Here is an 18,214-nt window from a genome sequence, read left to right as displayed (position 1 = left end):
TGTGTTGCGGACGTAGTGTCGCCATGCGGTTCGGTCGGTGCGCCACAGCCAGGAGGCGTACCTGGCCTCGCGGGTGGCGGCGTAGGCGCCGCGGGCCATTTGGCCGCCCATGGCGCTGGCGGCTCCGCCGCCGACCGTGGTCAGCGCAGCGGTCGCCAGGTCCAGGGCGATCTCGGTTGGTGTGTGGGTGGACAGGTAGCGGGCCGTCGTGCCCCGGGGGTCGCGGACGAGGGACGCTGCCCCGCGGGCGGATCCGAGCACGGTGGCAACGCCCATGCCGACCTCGAAGGCCAGGCCGAGCGTGCCCCCGGACAAGACGACCATGGACCCGGCCAGCACCACCAGCCCCAGCTTCTTCTCCCAGCTCAGCGACTCCCACGCCGCCCCCAATGCATCAAGAATCCCCGCCAACCAGTACGGCTGCTCTTCGGTCAGGCTATCGGCCAGGCTCCGGGTGAGATCGGGAACCATGGCAATGACGAGTACGCCGGCCACCACCGCGCACAGGCCCCCGAGTCGCACCCTCCACCACTGCTCCGGCGCTGGATCCAGCTCGGCGCGCGCCGCTTCCTCCCGCGCAATCCGCAGCTTCGCGGGAGTCGCCAGCAGCAGCCTCGGTTCGCGGAACGCGGCTGCCTCCATGAGCGTCATCCACGCCCATCGCCACTCGACCCCGACGACGGAGACCAGGCAGGCGCCGTCGGCCAGGAAGCGCCCGAAGGCATTGCGTGGCACTCCCGCCCAGACACGCCACCGCCACGGCGCCCAGCGGTTCCCGTAGTTCTCGCTCTCAAGGGCGCTCACGTACCCGCCGCTCCACAGCGTGCGGCTATCGATGACCCAGGCCAGCGCCAGCATCAGCAGAAGGGTGGCGCCGCGTCCGTGCCCGTTGTTGGTCAGCGATGCCGTCACCTCAACGGGCCACGACGGCGCCTCGCCTCCCGTCAGCGACCACAACACGTCGTTGGAGGCGTTGCGCCCCATGTGGTCGACAACCGCCACCCACCACGTCCACAGCGGCACTACCGGGGCAAGGAGCTGCAACGCGGCCCTGTATCCACCGCGATGCACCCGACCACGTCGCCACAGGGCGATACCCAGCCCGATCGCCCCTCCCACCAACCCGGTGACGACCGCGTGCCCGGCATAGGGGTAGGGGAAGATGTCCCCGGTGACCCCGGAGAACGGACTCAGGGAGTAGGTCGTAGCGCCGCCGCACTCCAGTTGTCTCCCGCCCTCGGGGCAGAACAGACTATTCAGGAAGCTATTGCTGCTGTTCAGCAGCATGACGCGGCGGGTGACTTCCTCGACCGTCTCAAAGGCGGCGCCCGCCGCCACCCCCAGAACGATCCAGTCGCTCACCAGAAAACGGCGTACCCGCCCTGGAGCCACCAGGGCAAGAACCGCCAGCGGTGTCAGCTTGAGAACCTCCTCCACCACGGAGGCGACCGCTACGGAAGCGGCTATATCAGACGGGATGACGCCGGCGGCGCTGCAGACCCACAGGCTCACCATGGCGATCAACAGCGCCAATGGCATTCCAGTGGCGAACACTCCTGACGTCAGCGCCCAGGAGACGGTTTTAGCTCGGGCCAGAGTGAACCAGCACACCACCAGCCACAGGCACCCGATCCAGGCCCCCAGCGCGGTGCGGACCGTCGGCGAGACCGCCACGGCCACGAGGACCACCAGCAGCGCGAACCATGCCGCAACGGCCCGCACCCGGCGCAGCGCCAGGAAGATCCGAGACCTCGACGTGCGGTCACGCAGCCGTTCCCACCACTCCTGCCTCGGCGGTGCCTCTGCTCGTGGTCCAGCCATGGGCCCTGGTACCGCAGTGGTCGTCATGGGCGGAGCGGCCGGTTGAACAGGTGCCGTTGCAGGCTGGGACTGCTGGGCAGGTCCCTGGGCAGGCCGGGGTCTCAAGGCTCGACCGGAGTCAGGCATGTGACTGTAGGCGGCCGTCTGCATGTGACCGGCCAACGGCCCCGTGGGCGGGGCGACACCATGACTCCGGGGTGGTGCGACCCCCTGGGCGGCGGGTGGTGGGATGTGGCCGGAGGGCGCCGTCGGCTGCCCCACCGCAGGGTGGCCCGATAGTTGTCCCGATGGCGGATGCCCCGCCACTGGCCGTCCCGCCAGCATCCCCTCCTGGCCCGCTCGCTCGGGCGGGCGCCGAGACGCCGGCCACACCCGAGGAGGCTCCCCGGCGCCTGAGCCCGGCACATACCCTTGGCCGTTATCGTTCAACGCCCACCCCTCTCTCATACGCCGTTCAGTGGCGTAACCATTTTGTTACCAAACGGTCGGGAGAGAGGCGGCTTTTCCGCAATCCAGTCTCACTCGCCGTCGTCAGGGGCGGCGTCCATTGCTGGTAATCGTTGGTGCCTCGAGGACTACCCTTCTCAGACGGGGCGTTCGTCGCCCGGACGGCACCGTCCGGCACCACCCCTGACACTCGTCAACCCGCCCCACGTCTTCACCACCTCAGGACATGACTCGCACGACCTCACAGCGCCGCCCCGGCGGTGGCATCTTCGCCTCCTTGAGATTCCACAACTACCGGATCTGGTTCCTGTCCGCCCTCGTGGCCAACACCGGGACCTGGATGCAGCGCGTGGCTCAGGACTGGCTGGTGCTGCGCGTCCTCACTGACGACTCCGCCTCCGCCACCGGCCTGACCACGGCCCTGCAGTTCCTCCCCATGCTGCTGCTGTCCGCGCACGCCGGCCTCGTCGCCGACCGGGTCGACCAGCGCAAGTTCCTCATCATCACCCAGAGCGCCATGGGCCTGGTCTCCGCGGTCCTCGCCGTCGACGTCCTGTCCGGCACCGCCCGCCTGTGGCACGTCTACCTGGCCGCCTTCCTCACGGGTGTCGCCGCGGCCTACGACGCCCCCGCCCGCCAGACCTTCGTGGCCCGGATGGTGCCCGCCGAGCACCTGTCCAACGCCGTGGGCCTCAACTCCGCCTCCTTCAACGCCGCCCGCCTCCTGGGGCCGGCCCTCGCCGGCGTCGTCATCACCTGGGTCGGCGCTGGCTGGGTCTTCGCCGTCAACGCCGCCACCTTCGTCTTCCCGGCCGTGGCGCTGGCCGCCATGCGCGTGAGCGAGCTTGTGGACATGCCCCGTGCCCGCCGTGCCGCCGGTCAGCTCCGTGAAGGGCTGGCCTACCTGCGCGGTCGCATGGACCTCGTCGTCATCATCGCCGTGGTCGCCGTCGTCTCCATGCTCACCCTCAACTTCCAGGTCACCATGGCCGCGACCGTGCGCACCGTCTTCCACCTGGAGTCCGACGCCTACGGCACCGTCTCCTCGGTCTTCGCCGTCGGGTCCCTCTCCGGCGCCCTGTGGGCGGCCAGACGCCGCAACCCCCGCCCCCGCACCGTCGTGCTGGCGGCCCTCGCCCTGGGGGTTTTCACCCTCCTGCTGGCCGTCATGCCCACCTACCCGACCTTCATGGTCATGACGATCCCGGTGGGCCTGTGCGTCCTCACCCTCCTGACCAGCGCCAACCAGACCGTGCAGATGACCACCGAGCCGTCCATGCGCGGGCGGGTCCTAAGCATCTACATGATGTTCTTCCTGGGGTCGACGCCGGTGGGAGCCCCGCTCATCGGCTGGGTGGCCGACGCCTGGGGGCCGCGCATCGCCATCGCGGTCGGCGGCCTGAGCGCTGTCCTCACCGCGCTGGTGGCCGCCGCCTGGAGCTACAGGCACTGGAACCTGTCCCTGCACTACTCCTCCACCCGCCCCTATCTCAGGGCCGCGCCGAAACCACCGCGGACCCCACAGCCGGAGACCCGGGGCGACGACGTCGACTCGCACTGACCGAACACCGACTGACGCGGGCTCGTGCCGCCTGACCGGGCCTCACATGTCACCGAACGAGTAATACGTACGCTACCCGTGGCGCATCTCCGGGGCACTGGGGAGTCCTCCCCAGCCGAGGATCGGCGCGCTTTCAGGTGGTACTGGCCCAGATCACAGAATGCCGCCTATCCTGTCGTGGAACGCGGTTCGGTGAGCGAGCCCTTCCGAAGGCATCGAATGGCCGCGGTAATCCACCTCAAGCAGGAGCCCACCCCCATGACCGAGCTGATCGACACCACCGAGATGTACCTCAAGACCGTCTATGAGCTTGAGGAGGACGGAGTTCCGCCGCTGCGTGCCCGCATCGTCGAGCGTCTCGACCACTCGGGCCCCACGGTCTCCCAGACGGTGGCGCGCATGGAGCGTGACGGTCTCATCAAGGTCGCCGAGGACCGCTCTCTCGAGCTCACCGATGAGGGGCGCAGGCGCGCCACTGACGTGATCCGCAAGCACCGGCTCGCTGAAAGACTGCTGCTGGACGTCATCGGCATCGAGCGCCGATTCGTCCACGAGGAGGCCTGCCGCTGGGAGCACGTCATGAGCGAGCAGGTTGAGGAGCGCCTCGCCGTCATCCTCGACGACGTCTCCACCGACCCCTTCGGCAATCCTGTCCCGCCGCGGACCGCGGAGCACCCTCGGCCTTCCGCCGACGAGGTCAGCGTGGACCGCTTCGCCGGACGTGAGACCGTCACAGCCGTCATCAGCCGCATCGGGGAGCCGATCCAGGCTGACGCGGAGATCATCGCGAGCCTCGAGGACGCGGAGATCGTCGCCGGAGCCGAGGTGGAGCTGCGTGTCAGCGCCGGCGGGGTGAGGCTCGTCGGGTCCTCCGGTGACCCCGTCGTCCTGGCCGACGACGTCGCCCGCCACCTCTTCGTCCAGCGCTGAGCGGCGACGCTCAGGCTTTCTGCCAACCCCCTCAAGGGAGTCTGAAAATAACCTGTGCAGGCAGGGGGTTCTGGTGGTGTTTCTCGTCTCATTAGATGAGATGCGAGGAGTTGTCCCGCGGTCCGGTCGACAGTCGGATAGCCATCCTCGTTGAGGGGTCCTACAGACACTGGGACAGAGGACCTATGTCGGGATCCCGCCGAGGTGGGTGCGATTTTTCAGCAGAATACCGCGAATTATCGGTTTGGGTTGCGAGCGTGCCGATGGACTGAGGTCCCTGGAGCAATATGGATAAAAGCGAGAAGCGCTCCATAGTGCTTCGGCTCACAACAGTGTGTGACACCTTGCCGTGACGAAGCGCGGGTCTGTCATGTAGCGTTCAGGTCGTTGCCGCAGACAACCGTCTCGGTGACGTCTCGGACCGGGGCTTAGTCCTGCCACTCGGTCTGAGGCACGTGGAACCAACAACTCAAGTGGCAGGAACGGGGGAACCAACTACCGGTCGCCCAGGCGAACAGCCGAAGCGGCCTTGGGGTGAAGCCCGCATCTGCGGGCCGGACGTCTCCAGTCCGAACCCGACAGCTCACCTCGTCGGCTCAACAGGAGAAAGCATTCATGTCCTCACGCACCACCGCACGTCACCGCAAAGCCACCCGCGCCCTTACCCCACTGGATGACTTTGCTCCCACCGCGCGCCGCGGTCTGGCTGTTGCCGCTTCGTCCGGCCTCGCCCTGACCATGATCGCTTCGGGAGCCAACGCCGCCGGCCACAGCGAGGTCACCTCCTCCGGCACCATCGAGGCTTCCGGCGTGACCCCCGGAGTTGGCATCTTCGCCGCCAACGCCCGCGAGGCCCTGGCCGCCCGCCAGCAGATCACCATCTCCCAGGCCAACTGGGTGACCGAGGCCGCCCCGCAGGTGGAGGCCGTCGCCCCCGCCCCTGCGGCTCCGCAGGCGCCCGCCGCCCCTGAGGCCCCTGCCGCCCAGGCTGCTCCGGCCGAGCAGGAGGCCGCCCCCTCCTCTGAGGCCGCCGCCCCGGCTGCTGCTGACCAGGGCGCTGACGCCGCTGCCGCCGACACCCAGGCCGCTCAGACCACCCAGGCCTCCGCGCCGGCCAGCACCTCCAACTCCTCTGTCGTGGCCATCGCCATGCAGTACGTGGGTGCCCCCTACGTGTGGGGCGCCTCCGGCCCGAGCGCCTTCGACTGCTCCGGCTTCACCTCCTACGTGTACGCCCAGGTCGGCATCAGCCTGCCCCGTACCTCCGGCGAGCAGGCCGTGGCCGGCACCCAGGTGTCCGCCGCTGAGGCTCAGCCCGGCGACCTCGTCACCTGGCCCGGTCACGTCGGCATCTACGCCGGTGACGGCAAGGTGATCGACGCCGGTGACGAGTCCACCGGTGTGGTCTACCGCGACATCTGGGGCTCCCCGAGCTTCGTCCGCGTCGGCTGATCCCAGACGCTGAAGTCCTGACCGTGAGGGGTGGGTGCCATCGGGCACCCACCCCTCACGGCGTGTCAGAAGAGGGTCGGAGCCGACCGCCGGGGCGTCTCCTGGGAGCAAAACGAGGACAACCTTCTCATGTGGTGGTCCCCACACCCCTTTTCGGGGCAGAATGTCCTTGGGTCGTAGACCGTTATCTCGAGAAAGGGCAGATCCCATGACTGATGACAACGTCGTCCTCGTCGGAGTCGATGGTTCACCCGAGTCCCTGGCGGCAGTGGACTGGGCTGTGGCGCGCGCTGAGTGCCAGGGCTGGCGCGTCCACATCCTGTGCGCCTACTCCCTGCCCTCCTTCACCACCGCGTCCCTCGACGGCGGCTACGCGGCGCTCGATGACTCGGCCATCAGGTCCGGCGCCCAGGCCGTCATCGACGAGGCCGTTGCGCGCGTCAAGAAGTCCGGCGTCACCGTCACCTCCTCCCTGGAGACCGGGGACCCGGCCGGGGTCCTCGTCGACCTCTCCGAGGAGGCGACGCTGGCCGTCGTCGGCACCCGGGGAGGTGGCGGCTTTGCCGACCGGCTCCTGGGAACCGTCTCCTCCGCCCTGCCCGCCCACAGCCACTGCCCGGCCGTCGTCGTACCCCAGCACAATGAGGGCGCCGACTACACGCCGGTGCGTCGCATCGTCGTCGGGGTCGATGGCTCCTCCTCAGCCCGCAGGGCCCTCAAGTGGGCCGTGACCGAGGCGGAGGCGTGGGGCGCCGAGCTCACCGCCATCGCCGCCGTGCCGATGGCCTCCGGGGCTGGGGCGCTCGCCTGGCTGCCGGCCGCCGTCGACCGCGAGCAGGTCCTGGCCGACGTTCGCTCCGGGCTGGACCGCGCCATCAACGAGGCCCTCGAAGGCCATGAGGGCGTCACAGTGCGCCGCCACGCACTGGACGGCAACCCGGCCGAGCTCCTGGCCGAGTTCTCCACCGCCGTGGACCTCATCGTCGTCGGCTCGCGTGGACGCGGGGGCTTCTCCGGCCTCCTGCTGGGCTCCACCAGCCAGGCCGTCCTGTCCCACGCCTCGTGCCCCGTTCTGGTCGCACCCACGCACTACGCCAAGGGGGAGCGGCGCACCTCGCGCACCTCCACCCCGTGGGGCCGGGCCTGAGGCCCCACCCGCCGCGGTGAGCCCACCTTCGCTCGCCGCGGCGCCACCCCGCAGCCCGAGTGGTCATGGTCGGGTCGATCCGCTGGTAGTCTTCCGCTCAGGCCCTCGTAGCTCAGGGGATAGAGCACCGCTCTCCTAAAGCGGGTGTCGTTGGTTCGAATCCAATCGAGGGCGCTGACACCACCGGGTCCGGTCGGCGAGCGTCGATAAGGACGGAGTCGATCAGTGCCGCCCGGTCGTGCCCGGACGGCAGCCGCGGGCGCATGGGGCGTGCCACGCCGCGGTGCGTCTCCACGCCCAAGGGTCCATCGGCCTATATCTTGAGCGTATGACGCCTTCGTTCTTCTCCTTCGGCCGTAAACGGCGCGATGCTGCCCTCCGGGAGGATGAACACAAGGGTGCCCGATCCTCGGCCGGCTCAGATCAAACCGCGAGCCGACGGCGTTTCGCCGCGGACCTGGGGGCTCTTGCCGCGGCGCCGAGCAAGCCCGAGCCCGCCCCCGAACCGGCGCCTCCGGCCCCCGTGCGCCCCGCACCCGCACCGCCACTGAGCGCTGCGGACGTCGAGCGACGCGAGCGCATTGACACGGCCCTGTCCTCCTGGCGCAGCCACCTCGTGGACCTGGGGGGCGTGGCGAGCCTTGATGACATCACCCTGCTCGACGGCGTCGTCGACCTCACCGCCGCGCACCCCTCCGGCCTGGCTCAGCTCTATGCCGGCCGCCCCACCAACCTGTCCAGCATCGTGCGCGAGCGTAACGCCCTGGGCCAGGCCCGCCAATCCCTGCGCGAGGTCTCGGCGCGCACCGACGTCCTGGCCCGCCAGTTCGGCGTCGCGCCGGTCTACCTGGCCATCGGGGTGGCCACCTGGAATGAGACGGTCCCCGAGGATGACGATGAGGACGGTCTCCACCTGGCCGACGGCGACTCGCCGGAGGCGGACCTGACCGCCCAGATCCCGCACGTCGAGCGCATCGCCGCCGAGCACGCCGCCCGCAACGCCCTGGCCGCCGCCGGCCTGACCGTCCCCGAGGCCCCCACGGCGCCGCGCGTGCGCACCGTCAACGCCCCGGTCCTGCTGCGCCCCGTGCGCCTGACCAGCGCCACCGCGGACGCCACCCTCACCCTCGACCCCACCATCGAGGTCAACCCGGTCCTCACCCGTGCCCTGCGCCGCTACCAGTGCAGCACCGACATCGGGGACATCGCCCGCGCCGCCCTGTCCTCGGCGGGCTTCACCCCGCGCTCGGCCCTGGCCCGCATCGGTGCCCTGGGGCGCCAGTACCTGCCCGGCTTCGAGATCCACGAACGCCTCGTCGTCGGCGCCTTCGTCCACCCCGGACAGGCGCTGGTGGAGGACTTCGACGCCGTCCTGGAGCGTTCGCGCACCTCCGCCCTGGTCGCCGCCATCGCCGGCGACGAGGGGGCCCGTGAGGCCCTCAACGTCGAGCTGCCCCCGGCCGTCCCCACCGACCGGGTTCCCGGCGCCGAGCGCGGCGTGGGTGACCTGGAGCCAGCCCAGCTCGACGTCATCGAGGCGGTGGGCACCGGAGCGAGCTTCCTCATCGACGCGCCCCCCGGCTCCGACGTCGCCGGCACCCTGGCCGCCGTCTTCGCCGACGCCGCCGCCTCCGGACGCACCGTGCTGCACGTGCCCGCCACCAGTGCCGACGGGCACGCCGTCGCGGCCGCCCTGCGCGAGGAGGGCCTGGGATCCATGGTCCTGGACCTCACCGAGGACGCGGCCTGGCGCCAGCACGCCTCCGAGGGCATCCGCGAGAGCCTGGGCGTCCAGCCGCCCCAGCTCGACGTCGCCGGGATCATCTCCTCGAGGGACCGCCTCACCTCGGTCCGCTCCCGCCTGGACCGCTACGTGCGCGCCCTGCACCGCCCCCGCGAGCCCTGGTCGGTCTCCGCCTACGAGGCGCTGCAGAAGCTCGCCGAGCTCACCAGCCGTCGCGACCGGGCGACCACCCGGGCCCGCATCGACGCCGAGCACCTGGGCCGCCTCGACGAGGACGGCAGGGACCGGGCCCTGGCCCTCCTGCACCGCGGGCACGCCCTGGGGCTGTTCACCCCGGAGGTCTCCTCCAGCGCCTGGAACGGGATCCCGGTGGAGGACATGGACGAGGCCACCGACGCGCTCGTCCACCTGCGTGCCCTGGCCAACGACCTGCTGCCCACCATCCAGGAGCACACGGCCGCGGTCGCCCGCACCACCGGCCTGAGCCGGGCCCGCAACCTGGGCCAGTGGATCGAGCAGCTCGACATGTTCGACGGCGTGCGCGAGTCCCTGGACGTCTTCCTGCCCGAGGTCTTCGAGCGCTCCGCCGCCGACATGGTCATCGCCACCGCCTCCAAGCGCTGGCGCGACGAGCGGGGCATCCACATGGACGGCTCACGGCGCCGGCGCTTCACGCGGCAGGCGGGCGACCTGGTGCGGCCGGGCCGCGTCGTCGACGACCTGCACGGCGAGCTGGTCAAGGTCCAGCGCCGCCGCGAGGTGTGGCGCCGCCACGACCCCGACGGCGGATGGCCCCGCCTGCCACAGGGCCTGGACGAGATGCGGCGCACCGCCGGACGGGCGCGCGGCGCCGTGACCGAGGTTCAGCCGCTGCTGGGGCGCGCCCAGGACTCCCCGGTGCTCATGGAGATGCCCCTGGAGGATCTCCTGGAGCTGGCCCGCTCCCTGGCCGCCGACGACCTCACCGCCCAGAAGCTCCCCGAGGTCAACCGCATCCGCACCGATCTCGAGGCCCTGGGCCTGAGCGACTTCGTGGCCGACATGGCCGCCCGCAGCGTCGAGGACGAGCAGCTCGAGCCCGAGCTCACCTACTGCTGGTGGTCCTCCCTGCTGGCGCAGACCCTCGCCGCCGACCCCGACCTCGGCGGTCTCGACGCGCGCGCCCTGTCTCAGATGGCCGTCTCGCTGCGCGAGCTCGACGCCGCCCACACGCGCTCCCTGTCCGGTCCCGTGGCCCAGGCCTGCGCCCGGCGGGTGCGGGCCGCCGTCGAGGAGGACAAGGCCGACGCCCGCGCCCTGTACATCGCGCTGGCCCGCGAGGACGGCGTCCCGCTGCGGGAGATCATCGACGCCCACCCCATGGCCCTGCTGGCCCGGCCGATCTGGATCGTCCCGCCCACGCTCGTGCCCCAGATCTTCTCGCCCACCGCGGTGGTGGACCTGGCCGTGCTGGACGCCTCCACGCCCATGCCGGTCCCGCAGGTGCTTCCCGCCTTCGTGCGCGCTGAGCAGGTGCTCGTCGTCGGCGACTCCCGGCGCGCGACGAAGGGGCTGGCCGCCGAGCTCGGCCCGCTCCTGCCTTCGCGCACCCTGCCGACGGGGCGCAACAGCCTCGACGCCGGCATCGCCTCCTTCCTGGCGGCCAACGGCTACGAGGGGGTCGTCGAGGCCGTGCCCTCCCCGCCGGGGGACACCTCCCTGACCCTGGAGCTCGTGGACGGGCGAGGCATGCCGGCGCCCGGGCAGACCGCGGTCGAGACGGTGGAGGCCGAGGTCTCCCGCGTCGTCGACATGGTCATCGACCGGGCACTGACCCGGCCCGAGGAGTCCCTGGCCGTCATCGCCCTCAACCGCCTGCACGCCGACGCCCTGCGCTCGGCCATCACCCGCGCGGCCGCCGGCGCCCCGGCGCTGGAGGAGTTCTTCGCCCCCGGGGCGGCCGAGCCCTTCACCGTCGTCGAGCTGGCCGAGGCCCGCGCCCTGCAGCGCGACCACATCATCATCTCGGTGGGTTACGCCAAGACTCCGCACGGGCGCACCATCCACAACTTCGGGCCTGTCTCGGACCACAGCGGCATGGTGGGGCTCGTCGAGGCCCTGTGCGCCTCGCGGGGCAGCACCCAGGTGGTCTCCTGCCTGGCCGCCGGAGACATCGACCGCGACCGTCTGCGCGCCCCGGGGGCCCGCCTGCTGCGCGAGGTCCTGGCCCGGGCCGAGGACTCCTCCCAGTCCGGCAACTCCGCCGGCAAGGTGCCCGACCGGCTCCTGGTGGACCTGGCCGAGCACCTGTGGCGCAAGGGACTGTCGGTCGTGCCCCGCTACGGGACCGACGGCGGCGTGCGCATCCCGCTGGCCATCGGCCACCCCGACTACCCCGACGAGCTGCTCGTGGCGGTCCTGACCGACGACGTCGACTACATCAGCGAGCCCAGCCTGCGTCGGAGGGACCGGCACCGCGTTGAACGCCTCGAGCGGCGCGGGTGGCGCGTCCACATGGCCTTCTCCGCCGGGGTGTTCGTGGACCCGGAGGCCGAGGCGAGGGCCGTTGAGGAACTCGTCCTTGCCGTCCTGGTGGAGCGTCAAGGGGAGGCCGCCCCGGCCATGGAGGCCGTGCCCGACCGCGTCGACGACTCGGTGCGTGCCGTTCCCGAGGCTCCCGAGTCGGAGGCCGACGAGGCCCATGAGCGCACTGAGCGCCCCCGCATCGCCCAGGGGCTGCCGCTGCAGGCCTACTCCGACGACCAGCTCGATGACCTCATGGCCTGGATCCGCTCCGACGGCGTGGTCCGCTCTGAGGCAGGGGAGGTCGAAGAGCTGAGAAGCGCACTGGCTCTGCGTCGTCGCGGCTCGGGGATCGATGCCGTCTTGGCCAACGCCGTGCGGCGCACTCGCTGAGCCGCACGAGCGGTGCTGAAGGACGCAGTGAATGACAGTGATGCCGTGAATGACACCGCTGTGACAGGCGGATCCGGCCGGGCGCGGGCCCCGGGCGTGGAGTCCGCAGACAGTGCCGTGACGCCTGAGCGTGGGAGCACGCGTCGTCGCCGTCGGGTCGTCGCCCTGTCAGCCCGGGACCGGGCACGTGTGGAGCGCGGTGAGAGCCCGGAGGATCTGGCGAGGGCCGACTACGAGCACGACGCCCTCAGCGGCCCGGGGGAGGGGCTCGACGCCCCAGCTCCCGGTGGTGCCGGCTCCAATGACGCCCGCCTCCGGCGCGACATTCCCCCGCACTGGGGCTGATGCGAGCCTCTGCGGGCACGCGGAAGGCCCCGCCGATCATGAGGATCGGCGGGGCCTTGCGATGAAGCGATGTTCAGATCGCTATGGGACTCAGTGCTTGGCGGCGAGCAGGTCGCGGATCTCGGTGAGGAGCTCGACGTCGGAGACCTCGTTGGCCTCGTCCTCAGCCTTCTGCTTGGCCAGGCGCTCCTTGAGCTTGTTCATCGGCATAACGATGGCGAAGTAGACGGCGGCGGCCACGAGCAGGAAGTTCACCAGGGCAGTAATGATCGTGCCAGGCTGGACGTACTCGGTGGCGCTCGCGGTGATCTTGAACTGACCGACGGAGTCGAAGTTCGGCTGGCCCATGATCTGACCGAGGATGGTCATAATGACGTCGGTGATGGCGTCAACGATCGGCTTAAACGCGGCACCGATAATGACGGCGACGGCGAGCTCGAGGGCGTTGCCCTGCGCAATGAACTCCTTGAATCCCTTAATCATGGCGATCCTTTCTAGCGGCGCGGGCAGACGTCTGCCGGGGTGCGCCATCGGGGGCTGGAAGTGAGAGCGTCCTATCATTCGCGTAAGACGCCGCAGCGGCATTACGGGCTCAGCGCAATGCCGAGCGTGCTATTCGTAGCCGCGCCAACTACCAGAATAGCGCTACTGGAAGGAATAGCCAGTGTGATAAGTGTTACTTTCTTGTTTTCTGTCCATCGGCCACCCTCTCCGACTTGCTGAATCGTCACCACTCTCGCTCTTGAGCAGAGAACGGTGCTGTGCGTTCCAAAAGGTCCGGCAGATATTCCTTGGGAAATACTCTGAGAAGACTCCTGAAATCCTGGTGATCCCTGGTTGGTCAGTGAAGAGGGTGCGTTGGGACTGGATAAGGGGCTCATTGTCGAGCTGCTCTCCGGGCTGCTCGGTGCGGCGGGTGCCTCGGGGCGCTCAGTGGGATTCTGAGCCGCCGCACCCTGAGAGGTGTCCTCCTGTGTCTGCGGCGTCCACCCCTCGGGGGCCTGCCCGATGACGTCCACCCGCGCACCTGGGCGGGCGAGCTCGGCTCCGACGTCGATGGGCACCTGGACCAGTCGCTCGTCGGCCCCCAGCTGCTGGGCCAGGCCGCCGCTGGTCATCGAGGCGGTCAGTACCGTGCCCTTCTCCAGGGAGATCGCCGCCCGGCTCCCCACCGCCTGTCCAGTGGAGGTCAATGGGGACTGGGGGATCGACCCGGCCGGAAGCATGCTGGTCGAAACGTCCTGTTCGGTGAGAAGAGCCCCAGCGCTGATTGAGCGCGATGCGACGAGAACCTGCTGCCCGCGTTCGGGGCCGGGATGCAGCACGCTGAGGGCCACCAGGACCGCGGTGCCCAGGCAGACGGCCACCACCAGGTGGCGATGCCTCCACAGCAGGAGCGAAGGGCGGCGCCAGGTCCGCCCGGCCCGGTTGCTCGGACGGGCCGGGCGGGAGTCGGGCACCGAGGAGTGCGGTGACCCCGCACGGGGATCCTGAGGTTCCCGGGAGGTGCTGAGCGAGGGGCGGCGGGGCAGTCCGTGGCGGCGTCTCATGCCACCAGGGTCGGCGGCCGACGGCGGCTCGGCACGCTGGCTCCTCAGTGCTGTGGACAGGGGCCGCCTCAGGGTGCCTGTGGCCCCCGGGAGCCGGCGGTCTCGGTGGGCTCAGGACTCCGGGGACATGGTGTGCGCCGGCGAGCCGGCGGCCAGCAGGAACCACTCCTGGGCCGTGATGACGGCGTCCACGCACTCGTCGTGCTCCTCCATCGGCAACGGCCCGGGCACCAGCTCCTCGGGGTGGAGGATGGCGAAGGTGTGGGCATCGGGGGAGCGCAGGGGCAGCATGCGGTCATACCAGCCGCCGCCCTGCCCCAGGCGGCGCCCGACGCAGTCCACGGCGAGTGCCGGAATGATGAGGGCGTCGACGTGACTGACTGCGTCGGCCGGAAGGGTGGGGCCGCTGGGCTCCGGGGGGCGCCTCGGCGCCCGCTCCGCCAGGTCCTCACCGCCCTGGAACAGCCCCCAGCAGCGCGCCAGGCGGGGGCCGAGCACCGGCAGCAGGACCTGGACGCCGGCCTCGTGAAGTCGTTCCAGCAGCAGCCGGGTGCAGGGCTCGGCCCCCACTGACACGAAGGCCGCCACCTTCTGGGCGCCGGCCACCGCCTCCAGGGCGTGCTCGGTCAGCGCCTCGCAGTCCGCGGTATGCCCCTGGGCCGGGTGATGGTGATGGGTGCGGCGGTGCGCCCTGAGCACCTTGCGCAACTCGTCCTTGGCGTCGTCAACCTCGAGTCGGCTCGTATCGGGAAGGTCCAGCGCGCCGGTCGTCATAACTCCATCCTCGCAGGTGAAGGCGCCCCGCGCCTGAATCGTTCGTCCCGGCGGGGCACGGCGCGTGTCGTCAACCTGAGGGTAACCTGAGTGCCATGAGAACAGTGGCCGAGCACCTGGCCGCCTGCCTGGAGATCGCCCAGGCGGCTGCCCCTCTCGACGTGGTCCTTCCCGACGCCGTCGGATGCGTCCTGGCTCAGGACGTCGTCGCCGGAATCGACCTGCCCGCCGTGGACCTGGCCGGACAGGATGGTTATGCCGTCATCGCCAAGGACGTCGCCGAGGCCGACCGGAACAACCCGCTCGTGCTCGATGTCGTCGATGCGGTGCGCGCCGGCGACATGCGCCCCTGCCACCTCGTCTCCGGGGCCGCCGTCCTCATCGACTCCGGAGCGCCCATGCCGCTGGGCGCCGACGCCGTCATCCCCTGGGCGGACACCGACCGCGGTGAGTCCCGGGTCGCCGTCCACCGCTCCATCGCATCGGGCGACAACGTCCGTCGCCGCGCCGAGGACGTGAAGTCCGGAACCACCGTCCTCAAGCGGGGTTCGCGCGTCAGCGCCCGCCAGGTGGCCCTCCTGGCGGGCCTCGGGCTGCACCGGGTGCGCGTGCGCCCCACACCGCGCGTCGTCGTGGTCTCCATCGGGGACGAGCTCGTCGAGCCCGGCCAGTTCCGTGAGGCCGGGGACGTCTTCGATGCCAACGGCCACGCCCTGGCCTGCGCAGTCACCGACGCTGGCGGTCAGGCCTTTCGGGTGGCCGCCGTCCCCGACGAGCTGCGCGCCCTGGCGGACACCATCGAGGACCAGCTCGTGCGCGCCGACGTCCTCATCACCACCGGAGGCCTGAGCGTCGGGCAGGGGGACACCGTCAAGGAGGTCCTGGCCCCCCTGGGCTCGGTGCGTTTCGACGCCGTCGCCATGTCCCCGGGCCGGCAGCTCGGCGTGGGGACGGTCGAGGGCACCCCGATCTTCTGTCTGCCCGGCGACCCGGTCAGCGCCCAGATCGCCTTCGAGACCTTCGTGCGCCCGGTCCTGCGCCAGATCGCCGGGCGCACCTCCCTGCACCGCTCCAGCCTGCCGGCCACCATCTCCGAGGGCTGGCACTCCCCGAGCGGAAAGCGCGAGTTCGTCCCCGTGCACGTCAGCGGCTCACCCTCCCGCGGATACCGCGCCGAGCCGACGACGCCACCGGGCACTGTCCGACTGCACGGCCTGTCCGAGGCCAACGCCATCGCCGTCGTGCCCGAGGACACGAGCACCGTGGTGGCCGGCGACACCCTCCACTGCCTCCTGCTGGACGCCTGATGCCCGGCCCGCGGTCGACGGCTCATGACGACTCCCTCGGTGGTGGGGCCCGGCGGGCCATCGCCGGCCTGCTGCTCGGGGCCGGCTCGCCGACGCGCTTCGCCTGGCCGGTGCGCCTCGAGCCCGAAACGACCCACGAGGACCGGGCTCCCGGTGCCTCGCAGGTGCCCGGGCGCCCCTCGGTCGTCGTGCGCGAACTGCGAGCCGACGACGAACAGCCCTGGAAGGCGCTGCGGCTGGCGGAGAACGACCGACTCGCTCCCTGGGAGGCCACTCTGCCGGTCGGCGGTGGGGAGTCGCTGAGCACCTTCCCCGCCTTCCTGCGCCGCCAGACCCACCGGGCCAGGCTCGCAGAGGCGATGCCCTTCGTCGTCGAGGTCGACGGCGCCTTCGCTGGGCAGATCGCCGTCGATCCGATCATCTGGGGTGCCATGCGCAGCGCCCAGGTGGGCTACTGGATCGGCTCGGCTTGGCAGGGGCGCGGGATCATGCGCCTGGCGGTGGCCCTCGTCCTCGACCACCTGCTGGGGCCGGTGGGGCTGCACCGCGTGGAGATCAACGTGCGCCCCGACAACGAGCGGAGCCTGGCGCTGTGCCGTGGTCTTGGGCTGCGCGAGGAGGGGCTGCGCCGCGGCTACATGCACATCAACGGAGCCTGGGCCGACCATGTCTCCTTCGCGGCCCTTGCCGAGGAGGCCCACGGGCCGGATGGTGCCGGGTTCGAGCAGCGACTCACGCGCGGGTGACGCTTTTTCACGGCATGCGCGCAGGCTGAGGCGGGGCTGGTCTCCGGGGTGCGGCGGGTGCGTCCACGGCGCGTTCGGGGTGGCTGTCGGCTGGTCGGTGACGACGTGCTCAGCGAGACGGAAGAAACGTGTGTGACTCATGTGGTGACAGAGGTGTCATGCTGACAGTGTGACGTCATGAATCCCAGGTATTTCGAAGGAAAGCCGGAGTGTTCCTGCGCAGGGACGAGGGCGGGCGCGCTTACGGTTGCTGTGTGGGAATCGAGATCTGGGCAGTCATCGCCCTCATCACGGTTCTCTCCGTGTACCTCCTTCCGCTTTTAGTGGGGCGCCGCGAGATGGCTCGACGCTCCAACGTCCAGGACCGCTACTCGGCTGAGCTGCGGGTCCTGGCGACGGGTACGGCCGCCGTCGGGCGTGACGAGACCTGTGCGAGCAGTGGGCATGCGGAGCTCTTTCGACGTCGACCGGAGGTGAGGGTGATGAACAGGCCCGCCGTGAGGAATGTGCGTGCCCTGCGCACCGAGCGCGAGCTCGACCGTGCCCGCCAGGTTCACGCCCAGGGCCGTGAGCGCCGTCGGGTCGCCGCCTCGCACCGTGGGATCGTCGCCAGCGTCCTGCTCGGAGTCTCGCTCGGCGCCTGGGTGCTGGGTCTTCTCACGGCTCTGCCGTGGTGGCCCGCCCTGCTGCCCACCGCGCTGCTGGGAACCTCGATGGTGGCCGGACGCCGAGCCGCGCTGGCCTCGGCCGCGGCGGACCGCCGTGAGCGCCGCCGCATCGCCGAGCTCGAGCAGACCCTGGTAACCCTGACCGGTCGGCGCTCCTCGGCCTCGGTCGTGGCCGCGCCCCGTTCCGTCGTCGACAGCACTCGCAGCGCCTCCAGCGGTGCCGGCAGCGCCGTCAGTGCCAGTGCGGCCTCGCCCGCCGTGTCCGCCGAGTCTGTCGACTCCGGCGCGCAGGACTCCTTCATGGAGCGCCTCGCCCGCGAGGGTGCCCAGCGCTCGGCGTCGTCGCCCCGGGAGACAGCCGCCACGGAGTCCGCCGAGTCCGCCGTGCCTGCTGAAGCCACCACTGACAGCCCCGCTGAGGCGACCGGCACCGCTGCTGTCCGTCCCTCCCGGACCATCGACTCCGAGGAGGAGCGACTGGCCAAGCTCGACGCCGATCTGGACGCCGAGACCGCCGCAGCCGTGGCCGCCGAGCGCGAGGCGACCCGCCGCGCCTCGGTCTACGTGCCCTCGCGCCATGCCGGCAGGGTCTCCCGGGACATGGGCATGCGCGAGGCGGTCTCCCGCGATGGCGATGAGGAGAGCTCGCCGCGCACCAAGGACTTCGTCGCCTCCCTGTCGACCTCGACCTCCCGCAGCCTGTCCGGCTGGGGCAAGCTCTTCGCCGAGGCGAGCGCCATCGAGCAGGAGGCGCAGGAACGGGATGCTGCGGCCTCCGCCCCTGAGGCGGCTGCGCCGGCCCGACCGGCCGCTGCGGCCTCCCCCCA

At 70.9% G+C, this 18,214-nt stretch carries 13 protein-coding genes, 1 tRNA gene and 1 riboswitch; of the genes, 10 read left to right on the top strand and 4 right to left on the bottom strand.

Annotated features, from left to right (window positions below; genetic code table 11):
* Nucleotides 1-1,821: hypothetical protein (locus RIV12_RS12435; protein WP_309324273.1), on the bottom strand; the 1,821-nt coding region annotated here is incomplete at its 3' end.
* A 673-nt stretch (nucleotides 1,822-2,494) separates the two neighbouring features.
* Here RIV12_RS12435 and RIV12_RS12430 point away from each other — a divergent pair.
* The 7 genes from RIV12_RS12430 to RIV12_RS12400 all read left to right on the top strand — a co-directional run bounded on the left by RIV12_RS12430 (nucleotide 2,495) and on the right by RIV12_RS12400 (nucleotide 12,342).
* The gene (locus RIV12_RS12430) at nucleotides 2,495-3,829 is read left to right on the top strand and encodes an MFS transporter (protein WP_075418499.1); all 1,335 of its coding nucleotides are present in this window, start codon (nucleotides 2,495-2,497) and stop codon (nucleotides 3,827-3,829) included.
* Nucleotides 3,830-4,087: 258 nt separating this feature from the next.
* Nucleotides 4,088-4,759 (top strand): metal-dependent transcriptional regulator, encoded by a 672-nt coding sequence (locus RIV12_RS12425; protein ID WP_309324277.1) that lies wholly within the window; start codon nucleotides 4,088-4,090, stop codon nucleotides 4,757-4,759.
* Between the two features lie 456 nt (nucleotides 4,760-5,215).
* Nucleotides 5,216-5,371, top strand: a riboswitch (cyclic di-AMP (ydaO/yuaA leader).
* Nucleotides 5,372-5,374: 3 nt separating this feature from the next.
* Complete coding sequence (locus RIV12_RS12420; RefSeq protein WP_075418501.1) at nucleotides 5,375-6,211, top strand: C40 family peptidase; 837 nt, start codon at nucleotides 5,375-5,377, stop codon at nucleotides 6,209-6,211.
* A gap of 208 nt (nucleotides 6,212-6,419) precedes the next feature.
* On the top strand, nucleotides 6,420-7,358 hold the full coding sequence (locus RIV12_RS12415; protein WP_075418502.1) for a universal stress protein: 939 nt from the start codon (nucleotides 6,420-6,422) through the stop codon (nucleotides 7,356-7,358).
* Between the two features lie 101 nt (nucleotides 7,359-7,459).
* Nucleotides 7,460-7,532: transfer RNA gene (locus RIV12_RS12410), tRNA-Arg, on the top strand.
* A gap of 154 nt (nucleotides 7,533-7,686) precedes the next feature.
* Nucleotides 7,687-11,997, top strand: a complete 4,311-nt coding sequence (locus RIV12_RS12405; protein WP_309324271.1) for a DNA helicase — start codon at nucleotides 7,687-7,689, stop codon at nucleotides 11,995-11,997.
* Between the two features lie 45 nt (nucleotides 11,998-12,042).
* Nucleotides 12,043-12,342 (top strand): hypothetical protein, encoded by a 300-nt coding sequence (locus RIV12_RS12400; RefSeq protein ID WP_309324269.1) that lies wholly within the window; start codon nucleotides 12,043-12,045, stop codon nucleotides 12,340-12,342.
* Between the two features lie 90 nt (nucleotides 12,343-12,432).
* Here RIV12_RS12400 and mscL read toward each other — a convergent pair whose 3' ends face one another.
* The 3 genes from mscL to RIV12_RS12385 form a co-directional block, all read right to left on the bottom strand.
* Nucleotides 12,433-12,825: a large conductance mechanosensitive channel protein MscL gene (gene mscL, locus RIV12_RS12395; protein ID WP_309324267.1), complete on the bottom strand. Its 393-nt coding sequence runs from the start codon at nucleotides 12,823-12,825 to the stop codon at nucleotides 12,433-12,435.
* 101 nt (nucleotides 12,826-12,926) lie between these two features.
* Nucleotides 12,927-13,712 (bottom strand): SAF domain-containing protein, encoded by a 786-nt coding sequence (locus tag RIV12_RS12390; RefSeq protein WP_309324275.1) that lies wholly within the window; start codon nucleotides 13,710-13,712, stop codon nucleotides 12,927-12,929.
* A 291-nt stretch (nucleotides 13,713-14,003) separates the two neighbouring features.
* On the bottom strand, nucleotides 14,004-14,666 hold the full coding sequence (locus RIV12_RS12385) for a 5-formyltetrahydrofolate cyclo-ligase (protein WP_309324265.1): 663 nt from the start codon (nucleotides 14,664-14,666) through the stop codon (nucleotides 14,004-14,006).
* A 95-nt stretch (nucleotides 14,667-14,761) separates the two neighbouring features.
* On the opposite strand from RIV12_RS12385, the gene RIV12_RS12380 reads away from it, so the two are divergent.
* The 3 genes from RIV12_RS12380 to RIV12_RS12370 all read left to right on the top strand — a co-directional run.
* On the top strand, nucleotides 14,762-15,973 hold the full coding sequence (locus RIV12_RS12380; RefSeq protein WP_075418507.1) for a molybdopterin molybdotransferase MoeA: 1,212 nt from the start codon (nucleotides 14,762-14,764) through the stop codon (nucleotides 15,971-15,973).
* On the top strand, nucleotides 15,973-16,719 hold the full coding sequence (locus RIV12_RS12375) for a GNAT family N-acetyltransferase (RefSeq protein ID WP_075418508.1): 747 nt from the start codon (nucleotides 15,973-15,975) through the stop codon (nucleotides 16,717-16,719). The genes RIV12_RS12380 and RIV12_RS12375 overlap by 1 nt, the downstream gene beginning before the upstream one ends.
* 254 nt (nucleotides 16,720-16,973) lie before the next feature.
* The coding region (locus RIV12_RS12370) for a hypothetical protein (RefSeq protein ID WP_309324263.1) at nucleotides 16,974-18,214 on the top strand (1,241 nt) is incomplete at its 3' end.

The sequence above is a fragment of the Actinomyces stomatis genome, assembly GCF_031292835.1.
Lineage (GTDB): Bacteria > Actinomycetota > Actinomycetes > Actinomycetales > Actinomycetaceae > Actinomyces > Actinomyces stomatis.
The sequence above is the reverse complement of the archived record's forward strand: the minus strand, read 5'-3'. Positions and strand labels throughout refer to the sequence as shown.